Annotated in this window: 13 protein-coding genes; 10 read left to right on the forward strand and 3 right to left on the reverse strand. The window is 65.8% G+C overall.

The annotated features are described in order from the left end of the window. Positions 1 to 207: 207 nt before the first annotated feature. The 3 genes from FHS82_RS05805 to FHS82_RS05815 form a co-directional block, all read right to left on the reverse strand. On the reverse strand, positions 208 to 888 hold the full coding sequence (locus FHS82_RS05805; RefSeq protein WP_166949763.1) for a methionine ABC transporter permease: 681 nt from the start codon (positions 886 to 888) through the stop codon (positions 208 to 210). Beyond that, positions 863 to 1,987 carry a methionine ABC transporter ATP-binding protein gene (locus FHS82_RS05810; protein ID WP_166949765.1) on the reverse strand — a complete coding sequence of 375 codons (1,125 nt, stop codon included), beginning with the start codon at positions 1,985 to 1,987 and terminating at the stop codon, positions 863 to 865. Before FHS82_RS05810 ends, FHS82_RS05805 begins: the two co-directional genes overlap by 26 nt. A 111-nt stretch (positions 1,988 to 2,098) precedes the next feature. Continuing rightward, positions 2,099 to 2,338, reverse strand: a complete 240-nt coding sequence (locus FHS82_RS05815) for a DUF6894 family protein (protein WP_166949000.1) — start codon at positions 2,336 to 2,338, stop codon at positions 2,099 to 2,101. Between the two features lie 698 nt (positions 2,339 to 3,036). Between FHS82_RS05815 and FHS82_RS05820 the strand changes: the two genes are divergently transcribed. From FHS82_RS05820 to cysD, 10 genes are all read left to right on the forward strand, one after another. Next, positions 3,037 to 4,041 carry a sulfate ABC transporter substrate-binding protein gene (locus FHS82_RS05820; protein WP_166949767.1) on the forward strand — a complete coding sequence of 335 codons (1,005 nt, stop codon included), beginning with the start codon at positions 3,037 to 3,039 and terminating at the stop codon, positions 4,039 to 4,041. 117 nt (positions 4,042 to 4,158) lie between these two features. After that, positions 4,159 to 5,025, forward strand: a complete 867-nt coding sequence (gene cysT / locus FHS82_RS05825; protein WP_166949769.1) for a sulfate ABC transporter permease subunit CysT — start codon at positions 4,159 to 4,161, stop codon at positions 5,023 to 5,025. Continuing rightward, entirely contained in the window at positions 5,018 to 5,926 is a 909-nt protein-coding gene (cysW, locus tag FHS82_RS05830; RefSeq protein ID WP_166949771.1) for a sulfate ABC transporter permease subunit CysW, read from the forward strand. Before cysT ends, cysW begins: the two co-directional genes overlap by 8 nt. 31 nt (positions 5,927 to 5,957) lie before the next feature. After that, entirely contained in the window at positions 5,958 to 6,989 is a 1,032-nt protein-coding gene (locus FHS82_RS05835) for a sulfate/molybdate ABC transporter ATP-binding protein (protein ID WP_377699903.1), read from the forward strand. Positions 6,990 to 7,234: 245 nt separating this feature from the next. After that, complete coding sequence (gene cysG, locus FHS82_RS05840) at positions 7,235 to 8,668, forward strand: siroheme synthase CysG (protein WP_166949773.1); 1,434 nt, start codon at positions 7,235 to 7,237, stop codon at positions 8,666 to 8,668. A 5-nt stretch (positions 8,669 to 8,673) separates the two neighbouring features. Next, the gene (locus FHS82_RS05845; RefSeq protein WP_166949775.1) at positions 8,674 to 9,006 is read left to right on the forward strand and encodes a DUF2849 domain-containing protein; all 333 of its coding nucleotides are present in this window, start codon (positions 8,674 to 8,676) and stop codon (positions 9,004 to 9,006) included. A gap of 17 nt (positions 9,007 to 9,023) precedes the next feature. Continuing rightward, entirely contained in the window at positions 9,024 to 10,697 is a 1,674-nt protein-coding gene (locus FHS82_RS05850; protein WP_166949777.1) for a nitrite/sulfite reductase, read from the forward strand. Next, the gene (locus tag FHS82_RS05855) at positions 10,672 to 11,433 is read left to right on the forward strand and encodes a phosphoadenylyl-sulfate reductase (RefSeq protein ID WP_166949779.1); all 762 of its coding nucleotides are present in this window, start codon (positions 10,672 to 10,674) and stop codon (positions 11,431 to 11,433) included. Before FHS82_RS05850 ends, FHS82_RS05855 begins: the two co-directional genes overlap by 26 nt. After that, positions 11,433 to 11,954 carry a DUF934 domain-containing protein gene (locus FHS82_RS05860; protein ID WP_166949781.1) on the forward strand — a complete coding sequence of 174 codons (522 nt, stop codon included), beginning with the start codon at positions 11,433 to 11,435 and terminating at the stop codon, positions 11,952 to 11,954. The genes FHS82_RS05855 and FHS82_RS05860 overlap by 1 nt, the downstream gene beginning before the upstream one ends. A 49-nt stretch (positions 11,955 to 12,003) precedes the next feature. Further along, entirely contained in the window at positions 12,004 to 12,975 is a 972-nt protein-coding gene (gene cysD / locus FHS82_RS05865) for a sulfate adenylyltransferase subunit CysD (protein ID WP_166949783.1), read from the forward strand. The last annotated feature ends 3 nt before the right edge of the window (positions 12,976 to 12,978 follow it).

Raw genomic sequence — 12,978 nt, forward strand, 5'->3', positions numbered from 1 at the left:
GGTTGGCGCCGGCACCACGCACGGCCCACCGGACTGCCGCTTGTCAGAGCGTCCGTCCGTCAACGAAATCGGCCGTTCGTCAAGAATTCACCTCGACGAAAGAATCGCGGAGCGTTGTCCGATCCCGATGGACCGGATATCGTTCCGGGCATGCCGGCGCAAGTTCAAACAGGCGCGGGACCGGGCAGGCATTGGCGCGTCGTGGAGTCAGGCCCGCCTGATCCGGCGGTTGACGCGACGGGCGAGGTAGTCGCCGGCGCTTTGCACCGCCTGCACCATCACGATCAGCACCACGACGACCATGAACATGACTTCCGGCATGAAGCGCTGGTAGCCGTAGCGGATGCCGAGATCGCCGAGCCCGCCGCCGCCGACCACGCCCACGATGGCCGAATAGCCGATCAGGCTGACGACGGCGAGCGTGAGGCCGAGCACGATGCCGGGCAATGCCTCCGGCACCAGCACCTTGCGCACGATCTGCAGCGGGCTTGCACCCATGGCGCGCGCGGCCTCGATCAGCCCCTGGTCGACCTCGCGCACGGCACTCTCCACGAGACGGGCGACGAAGGGAAAGGCGGCGACTGTGAGCGGCACCACGGCGGCGGTGGTGCCGATCGACGTGCCGGCGACCAGCCGGGTGAACGGGATGATCGACACCGCGAGGATGATGAACGGCGTCGAGCGCAGCGCGTTCGCCACCGCGCCGACGACGCCGTTGGCGAGGGGCGCCGCGAACAGCTCGCCGCGCTGGCTCGTAGCGAGGAAGATGCCGAGCGGCATGCCGATCAGCGAGGCCGCCAGCGACGACAGCGCCACCATGTAGAGCGTGTCCCACGTCGCGCCGCCCACAAGGCGCAGGATGTCAAGCGAAAGCGCTGGCAGGGACATAGCCGAGAACCTCCGTATCGAGATCGCGCGCGGCGAGGAAGGAGACGAACCTCTCCGACAGGTCCCGGCCGCCCGGCACGCCGACGATGAGCACGCCGAACGGCTTGCCGCCAATGGCGTCGATGGTGCCTCCGAGGATGTTCACATCGATGTCCAGCTCCCGCGAGACCTGTGCCAGCACGGGATGGGTGGCGAAGCGCCCGCGGAAGATGATGCGAATCACGGTCTCCATGCCCGGCGCGTCCTCGTGCGCCAGACGGTCGGCCACAAAGGACGGCGGTGCCCGTCCCGTTTCGGCGGCGAGGAACGAGCGCGTGGTCGGATGCTGCGGCCGGGTGAAAACGTCGAAGACGTCGCCCTGCTCGACGACGCGGCCGCCGTCGAGCACAGCCATTTGCTGCGCGATGGCCCGAATCACGGCCATCTCGTGGGTGATCAGCAGGATGGTGACGCCGAGTTCCCGGTTGATGGCCGACAGCAGAGACAGAATGGAATGCGTCGTCTCCGGGTCCAGCGCGGACGTCGCCTCGTCCGACAGCAGCACCTTCGGATTGGTCGCGAGCGCGCGGGCGATGCCGACGCGCTGCTTCTGCCCGCCCGAGAGTTCGGCTGGATAACGGCTGCGCTTGTCGTCGAGGCCGACGAGCGACATCAGACGCTCCACCCGCTCGCGAATGACGGGCGCGGCCGCGCCCTCGACTTCGAGCGGCAGGGCGATGTTGTCAAAAACCGTACGCGACGACAGCAGGTTGAAGTGCTGAAAAATCATGCCGATGTTGCGGCGCACCGCACGCAGCTTATTTTCCGGCAGCCGCGACACGTCAACACCGTCGACGATCACCTGCCCGCTCGTCGGCTTCTCCAGCCCGTTCACCAGACGAATCAGGGTCGATTTGCCCGCACCGCTGCGGCCGATCACGCCAAGGACGGAACCGGCCGGCACGTCGAGATCGATGTCCGACAGTGCCTCGACCGGTTGGCCGTCCTTGCGCGCCGGAAACTGCTTGCCCACGCCCGCGAGGCGGATGATCGCGGAGCGGCCGGCAACCGCGCCGCCGGCCGGCGGCTGCGGCGGATGGCCAGGGGAAGGGATGTTCATCATCCCCTTCTCCTGACGGAAGCGGAGGCATCTTGCAAGAGGCGGGTTGCGTGCGGCAAGCGGGCCTCCGGATGGCCGCTTCAGGACCGGCCGACAGGGCCGGACCGGCGATCACGCCGGGATGTAGTCGCTCTCGCTGCCCGCGCGGTGGTTGCCGCGGGGGCCGGCATCGGCCCGGCGCCTGGCGATGAGCTTGCGCGCAGCGCGCTCGGCAGCCTGGGGGTCAGCGAAGATGCGCCCGTCGAGATCGTTGAATGCGTTTTCAGACGCATGAAAGCGGTAGCCGTTGGCATCGCGGGCTATGATCCCCGCGGGCTTGCCGGAGATTTCGATCAGGTAATTGTCAAACATGTCAGCTCCCACCGGTTCGAACCGGCTTCACCATGCAAATTCAGGACCAGATGAAATGCGGCGCAATCAATGCGGACAGACCGGACATTGCTGCATAGACGCAAGACATACGATCGTGACGGCTGCATGAACCGGAGCGGGAGGCACGAGACGCGCCTCTGGTTTTCCGGAGATTTCGTTCCCGAAGGTTGTTGTTGTCGAAGAAAGTGCCATGGTGCCTCTCCTGATTGTTGGCGTGCAGGCCTTCCTCAGCCATCCATCGACGATTGCCGGAAAACCCGTGCGCGCAATGACCCCACGAACTTACTCGTGGCGCTTTAGCGTTTGGTCTCGCGGCGCAAGCTGCGCTTTCAAATCACCGCGGCTCGCGGGCAGCGCCGTGTCGACGCGCTTCGCGAACACCCTCTATATCGCGCAACAATCCGCTCTTGTCAATAAAATATAAAATCAATAGAATTAATAAAATAACTTTCCGACAGACGAATAATTCGCTTGTGCAGCAATATCTTGAGGGATTCCAATGTGCGTTTCGCGGTCGCGGAATGACCATTAATTTACACTCTATATCTGTAAATTTATAAAAACTACAAAAAAACTATTGAAATAATTCCAGCCGGTGGTGACAATGGGTCATCATCAGACGGAGAGGGCCAATGGTTTCCAGACTGACAGTTTTTTCGAGGCGTGGCGTCCTGGCAATGGCGTCGGCCGCGGCGGTGGTGCTGGCCGGGCTGGCGGGCGCCGCCCCCGCGCAGGCCCAGACGACCCTGCTCAACGTTTCCTATGATCCCACCCGCGAGCTTTATCGCCAGATCAACGAAGTGTTCCAGGCGAAATGGAAGAAGGATACCGGCGAGGATGTCGTGGTGCGCACGTCGCACGGCGGCTCCGGCGGACAGGCCAACAAGGTCATCGAGGGGCTTGAGGCGGACGTCGTGACGCTCGGCATCGCTTCCGACATCGACCTGATCGCCCGTGAAACCGGCCTCATTCCCAAGGACTGGCGCGAGAAGCTGCCGAACCACGGCCTGCCCTATACCTCCACCGTCGTCTTCGTGGTGCGCAAGGGCAACCCGAAGAACATCAGGAACTGGGACGATCTGGTTCGCGACGATGTGAAGATCATCACCCCGAATCCGAAGACGTCGGCCGGCGGACGCTGGAATTTCCTCAGTGCCTGGGGCTTCGTGCTCGATCATGGCGGCGACGATGCGAAGGCGCGGGAATTCGTGACGAAATTCTACAAGAACGTCCCGGTGCTCGATCCCGGCGCGCGCGGTTCCACCATCAGTTTCGCGCAGCGCGACCTCGGCGATGTGCTGCCGGCGTGGGAGAACGAGGCTCACCTGATCCTCAGCGAATTCGGCGCCGAAAAGTTCGACATCGTCGTGCCGCCGTTCTCCATCTCCGCGGAGCCGCCGGTCGCGCTCGTGGTTGGCAACGTCGACAAGAAGGGCACGCGCAAGGCGGCGGAAGCCTATCTCGACTTCCTCTACTCGCCCGAGGCACAGACGATCATCGCCAAGAACTGGTACCGTCCCTCCCGTCCGGAGACTGTCGCGGCGGGCGGCGTGCCGGAATTCCAGAAGCTGAAGCTCTTCCGGGCGGAGGACAAGTTCGGCGACTGGGCGACCATCCAGAAGCGCTTCTTCGGCGAAAGCTCGGTCTTCGACGAAATCAGCAAGGCAATCGCGCAGAAGTAAGCACGGCAATGAAGGGCTGCGCGGCGGAACGATGGAGGCGCCGCAGGCGTTGACAAGGTCGTCGTTCCGCCGTGCGGCAGCCGATACGGTTCCATACAGTTGAAAGTACGTTGCATCATGGCAGCAGTCGCGACCGCGAGAGAGGGGTGGCTTCCCCGCTTCCGGCAAAAGAGCGTGATACCGGGTTTCGGCCTCGCCTTTGGCTACACGCTCGTCTATCTGGGCATCATCGTCCTCATCCCGCTGGGCGGGCTGATCCTGCGCGCGTCCGGCATCGGACTTTCGGGTCTGTGGAATGTCGCCACCGATCCGCGCGTGGCCGGCGCGCTCAAGCTCAGCTTCGGCACCGCGCTGCTCGCCGCCGTCTTCGCGGCCGTGTTCGGCCTGCTGATTGCGTGGGTGCTGACGCGCTACCGGTTTCCCGGCCGGCGCCTGATCGACGCGGCCGTCGACCTGCCCTTCGCGCTGCCGACGGCGGTCGCCGGCATCGCGCTTTCGGCGCTTTATGCTCAGAATGGTCTCATCGGCAGCATCTTCGCGCCCTACGGTATCAAGATCGCCTATACGCCTGTCGGCATCTTCATCGCGCTTGTCTTCGTGAGCGTTCCCTTCACGGTGCGGACGGTGCAGCCGCTGATCGCGGAGATCGACCGCGAACAGGAGGAGGCGTCGGCAACGCTCGGCGCCAGCCGCGCCCAGACCATCTGGCGCGTGCTGCTGCCGCCGCTCATCCCGGCGATCCTCACCGGCCTCGCGCTCGCCTTCGCGCGGGCGGTCGGCGAATACGGGTCCGTGATCTTCATCGCCGGCAACCTGCCTTATATTTCCGAAATCGCGCCCCTGCTGATCGTCATCAAGCTGGAGGAGTTCGACTACACCGGCGCGACCGCGATCGCGACCCTGATGCTGGCGATCTCCTTCTCGATCCTGCTGCTGATCAATCTCATCCAGGCGTGGAGCCGCAAGAGGTTCGGCTATGTCTGAGCATTCATCCGCTCCCGCGTCCATCCCTGCGGATGTCTCTGGCACCACCGGTCGCGCGGCGCGCCATGCCGTGACCACGGAAAGCCGGCTCGTGCAGGGCGTTGCGCTGGGCATCGCCTTCGTCTTCCTGGCTCTGTTCCTGCTGCTGCCGCTCATCACGGTGTTTCTGGAGGCATTCAAGCGGGGCTTCGACACGTATCTGGCCGCCTTCTCGGAGCCGGATGCGCAGTCCGCCATCCGCCTGACGCTGACGGTTGCCGCCATCGCGGTGCCGCTCAACCTCGTCTTCGGCGTCGCCGCGTCGTGGGCGATCGCGAAGTTCTCGTTTCCCGGCAAGAGCTTCCTGATCACGCTGATCGACCTGCCGTTCTCGGTCTCGCCCGTGGTCTCGGGCCTCGTGTTCGTGCTGCTGTTCGGCGCGCAGGGCTATTTCGGGCCGTTCCTGCAGGCGCACAACATCAGCATCATCTTCGCGCTGCCTGGCATCGTCATCGCGACGGTGTTCGTGACGTTCCCCTTCGTGGCGCGCGAACTCATTCCGCTGATGCAGGAGCAGGGCAATACGGACGAGGAAGCCGCCCTGTCGCTCGGCGCCTCCGGGTTCACGACGTTCCGCACTGTAACACTGCCGAACATCCGCTGGGGCCTGCTCTACGGCGTCCTTCTCTGCAACGCGCGGGCAATGGGCGAGTTCGGCGCAGTCGCCGTCGTTTCCGGCCACATCCGCGGCCTGACCAACACCATGCCGCTCCACATCGAGATTCTGTACAATGAATACAATATCGCAGCAGCCTTTGCCGTCGCCTCGCTCCTTGCCCTCCTCGCCCTCATCACCCTTGCCGCAAAGTCCATCCTTGAGTGGCGTTTTGCAGACTCCCTCGCCGGGCGTGGCGGGCACTAGGTCCGCCGCCGTGCAGGCGGGCACCGTCGGGATCCGCGTCAGCGGCATCGGGAAGGAGTTTCGCGGATCGAAGGCGCTCGACGGCGTCGATCTCGCGATCCACCCCGGCGAACTCATCGCCCTGCTGGGGCCTTCCGGTTCCGGCAAGACCACGCTGCTGCGTATCATCGCCGGACTCGAATTCGCCACCACGGGCAGCGTGTTCTTCGGCACGGAGGACGCGACGCACCTGACGGTACAGCAGCGGCGGGTGGGCTTCGTCTTCCAGCACTACGCGCTGTTCAAGCACCTGACGGTGGCGGACAATATCGCCTATGGCCTCAGCGTGCGGCCGCGCAAGGAACGGCCGCCGCAGGCGGCAATCCGGCGCAAGGTGCAGGAACTGCTCGAACTCGTGCAGCTCGACGGTCTCGACAGGCGCTATCCGGCGCAGCTTTCCGGCGGCCAGCGTCAGCGCGTGGCGTTGGCTCGCGCGCTCGCCGTGGAACCGCGTGTGCTGCTGCTCGACGAGCCGTTCGGCGCGCTCGACGCCAAGGTCCGCAAGGATTTGCGCCGCTGGCTGCGCGACATCCACGACCGCACCGGCCACACCACGATCTTCGTGACCCACGACCAGGACGAGGCGCTGGAACTCGCCGACCGGGTGGCGATCCTCGCCAATGGCCGGCTCGAACAGGTCGGCACGCCGGACGAAATCTATGAAAAGCCGGCTTCTCCCTTCGTGCTTTCGTTCCTCGGCGACACGGTGGCGCTGCCGGTGGAGGTGAAAGGCGGCAAGGTGCTGCTCGCCGGCGATCCGCTCGATGTCGATCCCGAAGGGGCGGCGGAGGGGCGCGCAACCATCTACCTGCGTCCCAACGAAGTGACGCTGGCGCCCTACGGCACGGGCATTCCCGGCATCATCGCCTCGCAGCGCCGCACGGTGAACGGTCGCCGGGTGGAGGTGCGCGTCGCGTTCTCGGATGTGCTGATCGAGGTCGAGGTGCCGGCGGAACAGACGTGGTCGGTGAATGACCGGGTCGGCCTGCATTTGCGGAAGGCGCGGCTGTTCCCGGCGGATTGACCGCCGGGCGCCTTGCGGTGTTCAAAAACACCACTGATTTTATATACTTATGCGGCGCTCCTTAAAATACATATAAAATATGTATTTTCAAAACTATACCGCGTGTGATAGCGTGATTTATCGTTTTTGGCGGGTTTTGCGGCGCATGGGGCGAGCGCCCGCCATCACGTTCTGCCGGCGTTCGCGGGCCTCTGTCCGGAAATAGCCATGGCGAGAATGTGTCAGTAGAGGATGGCAGTCAATCCGTGGCCCGTCTGCGTTTCTTTCCGGTTTCCTATGATGTGGCCGGCCGTGCTGTAATTCTCGTGGGCGGCGGCGAGGAAGCGCTCGTCAAGCTGCGGCTGCTGCTGCGCACCGAGGGCAGGCCCGTCGTGTTCGCCGCGCATGCGTCGCCCGAGTTGATGGCGCTTGCCGGCCAGCACGGTGTGACGGTGCACCCGCGCGAGCCGGGTATCGGGGATCTGTCTGGCGCGGCATTGTTGTTCATCGCCACGGGGGATGAGGCGCGCGACAGGGCGCTCGCGGCGCTTGGCCGTCAGGCCGGCGTGCCGGTCAATGTCGTCGATCGGCTGGAGCTGTGCGATTTCGCCGTGCCCGCCATCGTCGACCGTGCGCCGGTCTCGGTGGCGATCGCGACGGACGGCCTCGCGCCCGTCCTCGCGCAGCGTGTGCGCGCGGCGGTTGAAGCCTTGCTCGCGCCCGAGTTCGGGCGGCTCGGCGAATTGGCGCGCAGCGTGCGCGACAGTGTGGGAGAGGCGCTGGCCGGCAATGCCCGCCGCCGCCGTTTCTGGACGTCGCTATTCGACGGGCGCGGGGCGGAGCTGGCCCTTGCCGGCGATCTGGAAGGCGCGCGCCGCGCCGCGCTGTCGGAACTCGCGCAGGCCGAGGGGCAGGACGGCGAAGGCGTCGTCTGGCTGATCGGCGCGGGGCCGGGCGCAGAGGATCTGCTGACCCTGCGCGCCCAGCGGCTCCTGCAGCGCGCGGACGTGATCGTCCATGACCAGCTGGTGCCGGATGCCGTGGTCGAGATGGGCCGCCGCGATGCCGCGCGCATCGGCGTCGGCAAGGCCAAGGGCAAGCATTCCGTGACGCAGGGCGCCATCAACGACCTGCTGGTGAAGCTCGCCCGCGAGGGCAAGCACGTGGCGCGACTGAAGGCGGGCGATCCGCTGGTGTTCGGCCGCGCGGGGGAGGAGATCGCCGCGCTGCGGCAGGCGGGCATCCGCTACACCGTCGTCCCCGGTGTTACGGCCGCCCTCGCGGCGGCGGCGGATTATGCCGTGCCGCTCACCCTGCGCGGCGTGTCATCCTCGCTGGTGTTCGCCTCCGGCCATGGCGCGAACGGCACCGAGCCGAAGGGCTGGCCGGAAGTGGCACGGGCGGGCGGCACGATCGGCGTCTACATGGGCCGCACGGCGGCTGTCGAGACATATGAGCGGTTGGTCGGTAACGGCGTTGCGCCGTCCACGCCCGTGGCCGCGATCGAGAATGCGGGCCGGGCGGACAGCCGCGCCTTCTTCGGCCGGCTGGCGGATCTGCCGGGGCTGGCGGAGCGGGTGGATGTCGCCGGGCCGGTCCTGATCCTTGTCGGCGATGCGGTGGCGGCCGGCGACTTCGGCGCGGCCGGGCCGATCGCACAGCGGACCGAGGCGTCCGCGTCCCTTCTGGCGGCGGAGTAGGCAACATGAAACGCGATGCAAAGGCGGCGATTCCGCAGGTACTGACCGCCAACGACCTTCATTCGGGGCTGGTGGTGTTCCGCACGACCGGGGGCGCGTGGTCGACGCATATCAGCGATGCCGAGGTCGTCGACGCACCGGAGGCGGCCGAGGCGCTGGCTGCGGCGGGCGCCGGGGACGAGCGGAACAACCGCGTCGTCGGCCCTTATCTCGTCAACGTGAAAGTGGAGGGCGACGTCATTGTCCCCACCGTGCTGCGCGAGGCGATCCGTGCCGCGGGCGGGCCCACGGCGGGCACCTCCGTCATTCTGGCGCATTCGGCGCCCGCATCCGCCTGAGCCGCGGGGAGACTGCCATGTATCGTTACGATGAGTTCGACCGCCGTTTCGTCACCGACCGCGTGGCGGAGTTCCGCGATCAGGTGCGCCGCAGGCTCGCCGGCGAACTGACCGAGGACGAGTTCCGGCCCCTGCGCCTGATGAACGGCGTCTATCTGCAGCTGCACGCCTACATGCTGCGCGTGGCCATTCCCTACGGCACGCTGAGCAGCGCCAAGCTGCGCGGGCTCGCCCACGTGGCGCGCCGTTATGACAAGGGCTACGGCCATTTCACCACGCGGCAGAACATCCAGTTCAACTGGATCAGGCTGGAGGACGTCCCTGACATCCTCGCCGATCTGGCCAAGGTGGAGCTGCACGCGATCCAGACGTCCGGCAACTGCATTCGCAACGTCTCGGCCGATCATTTCGCCGGCGCGGCGCGGGACGAGGTCGCCGATCCGCGCGTCTATGCGGAGATCCTGCGCCAGTGGTCGTCGCTGCATCCCGAGTTCACCTACCTGCCGCGCAAGTTCAAGATCGCCGTCAACGGCGCCGCCCATGACCGCGCCGCGATCCAGGTGCACGACATCGGCCTCCAGATCGTCGAGAGCGAGGCCGGCGAGCGCGGCTTCACCGTCTATGTCGGCGGCGGGCTGGGGCGCACACCGATGATCGGCAAGAAGGTGCGTGATTTCCTGCCCGAGGGCGAGCTTCTGAGCTATGCGGAAGCGGTGCTGCGCGTCTACAACCAGTTCGGTCGCCGCGACAACAAGTACAAGGCGCGCGTCAAGATCCTGATGCACGAGGCCGGGCTTGAGGAAGTGAGCCGCCAGATCGAGAGCGAGTACGAGGACATCCGCCAGCGCGGCAAGCTGACTTTGCCGCATGAAGAAATCGCTGCCATTGCCGACTATTTCGCGCCACCTGCATTCGAGGCGCTGCCGGAGCGTTCCGACAAGCTGGAGCGCGCGAAGGTCGTCGACGCGCAGCTGGCCGCCTTCGTGGAGCGTAACGTCGCCAAACACCGTGCGCCCGGATATGGCGTCCTGACCGTATCGCTGAAGGCGACGGGCGCGGTGCCGGGCGATGTCACGGCCGAGCAGATGGAGGCAATCGCCGATATCGCCGAGCGCTATTCTTTCGATGAATTGCGCGTGAGCCACGAGCAGAACCTCGTTCTGCCCCACGTGCGGCTCGACGAGGTGCCCGAGGTCTTCGCCGCCCTGCAGAAGGCGGGGGTGGCGACCGGCAACGCTGGCCTCATCACCGATATCATCTGCTGCCCCGGCCTTGACTATTGCTCGCTCGCCAATGCGAGGTCCATTCCGCTGGCGCAGCGAATCAGCGAACGCTTCGAGGATATTGCCCGGCAGCACGAGATCGGCGATCTCAAGATCAAGATTTCCGGCTGCATCAATGCCTGCGGGCATCATCACGTCGCGCACATCGGCATTCTGGGCGTCGACCGCAAGGGCGAGGAATTCTACCAGATCACGCTGGGCGGCTCGGGCGACGAGACGGCCTCCATCGGCGACATCGTGGGGCGCGGTTTCTCGACGGACGACATCGTCGACGCGGTCGAGACCGTGGTGAACACCTATATCGCCCGGCGCAGCGGGCCGGACGAGCCGTTCCTCGCGTTCTTCCGCCGGGTAGGCGAAGCGCCGTTCAAGGAGGCCCTTTATGGTGCAACCTCTGCCGCAGCCTGACGGAACACTGGGTGGTGCCTCCGCCGTGGACGCCGCGCGCGCCGCGGCGCTGAATGAAGCCTACGGTACGCTGCCAGCCGAAGAGGTGTTGCGGCTCTCGCTGACCGCGCTCTTTCCGGGAAAGATCGCACTCGTGTCGAGTTTCGGTGCGGAATCGGCGGTGCTGCTGCATATGGCCGCGACGATCGACCGGGCCGTGCCGGTGGTGTTTATCGATACCGACCGGCTGTTTCCGGAAACGCTGGCGTATAGGGATACGCTCATCGCGCGCCTGGGCCTGACGGAGGTGCGCAGCGTCGGTCCCGACCCCGAAACGATGGAGGCCGCCGATCCCTACGGCGCGCTCTTCAGCATCGATCCCGACCGCTGCTGCCAGTTGCGCAAGGTGGAGCCGCTCGCCGAGGCGCTGGCGCCCTTCGCCGCCTGGATTACCGGGCGCAAGCGCTATCAGGCGGCGACCCGCACCACGCTGCGGGTTTTTGAGGCTGACGCAACGCATATCAAGGTTTCGCCGCTCGCCACCTGGGGGGCGGGGGAGCTCGTCGCCTATCTGCGCGAGCACGACCTGCCGCGCCATCCGCTTGTGGCGAAGGGCTATCCATCCATTGGCTGCGCGCCCTGTACATCGCCGGTCGCCGAAGGCGAGGACGCGCGGGCCGGGCGCTGGCGGGGGCAGGCGAAGACCGAATGCGGCATTCATGTCTCGAATGCCGGCGTAACGAGAAGGAGTGCCTGATGGCCCTGTTCAGGAACGGCGCTTTCGTCGATGACGAATGGCAGTTCATCGGCGAGGATGCGCCGGTCCCGCCCCACGGTTCCATCGTTCTGGGCAAGGAGCGCTATCTGGCGCAGCGCGCGGCCCTCATTGATCGCGAGGACCCGATCGGACTTGCACTGCAGTCGGGAGAGACGCTCGACGGGCTGGAGCAGGACGTGCGCCGCTTCGCCGTGATCGTTCTGGAGATCCCGAAATACAACGACGGCCGCGCCTACTCGGTGGCCCGCATCCTGCGCGACCGCCTCGGTTATCGCGGCGAGCTGCGCGCGCGGGGCGACGTGCTGCGCGATCAGGTGAATGCCTTGCATCGATGCGGTTTCGACGCGCTCGACGTGAACCACGCGGGCACCATCGAGGCGCTGCGCACCGGCGCGGTGGTGTTCGTGCGCGAGCATTACCAGCCCGCATCTCTCGAAGGCGCGGAGGACGCACCGGGCGGCCTGCGCCGGCGGCTGCGCATTTCCCACGGCGACGCCTGATTCAGGCGAACCGTTCTCAATTTCATCCGTGCAGGTACCAGGTTCTTCCATGTTATCCACAGAGCCCCACAGCGGGGAAATTCCATCGACAGCGCCAGCATCGGCAAAGGCGGGGAGCGGCCGCCTGTCGCCGCATCTCGCCTGGCTTGAGGCGCAATCGATCCACATCATCCGTGAGGTGGCGGCCGAGTTTCGCAAACCGGTGATGCTCTATTCCATCGGGAAGGACTCGGCCGTGATGCTGCATCTGGCGCGCAAGGCGTTCTTTCCGTCGAAACCGCCGTTCCCGCTGCTGCATGTCGACACGACGTGGAAATTTCGCGAGATGATTGCGTTTCGCGACGCGATGGCCGCGCACTACGACTGGGAACTGCTCGTCCACGTCAACGAGGAGGGCCTGCGCCGCGGCGTCAGCCCCTTCGCTTCCGGATCGGCCGTCCACACGCAGGTGATGAAGACGGAGGCGCTGAAACAGGCGCTCGATGCGGGCGGCTTTGATGCGGCCTTCGGCGGGGCACGGCGCGACGAGGAAAAGAGCCGCGCCAAGGAGCGTGTCTTCTCGCACCGCACCGCGAGCCATGCATGGGACCCGCGCAACCAGCGCCCGGAGCTGTGGCATCTCTATAACACCCAGATCGCCAAGGGCGAATCGATGCGCGTGTTCCCGCTGTCCAATTGGACGGAGCGCGACGTCTGGCACTATATCGCCGCCGAGAACATCCCGGTGGTGCCACTCTATTTCGCCGCGGAACGGCCGGTCGTCGAGCGCGACGGCGCCCTGATCATGGTCGACGACGAGCGCTTCCCTCTCCGGCCCGGTGAGCAGCCACAGCTGCGCACGGTTCGCTTCCGCACGCTGGGTTGCTACCCATTGACGGGCGCCATCCCCTCGCAGGCGCAAACGCTGGAGGACGTCATCGCCGAACTCGACTCGTCCTCGGTTTCCGAACGGCAAGGGCGCGTGATCGATCATGACGGCGGCGCCTCTATGGAGCGCAAGAAACGTGAGGGATACTTCTGAATG

The organism is Pseudochelatococcus lubricantis (genome assembly GCF_011762225.1).
In the GTDB taxonomy this organism is placed as follows: Bacteria; Pseudomonadota; Alphaproteobacteria; order Rhizobiales; family Beijerinckiaceae; genus Pseudochelatococcus; species Pseudochelatococcus lubricantis.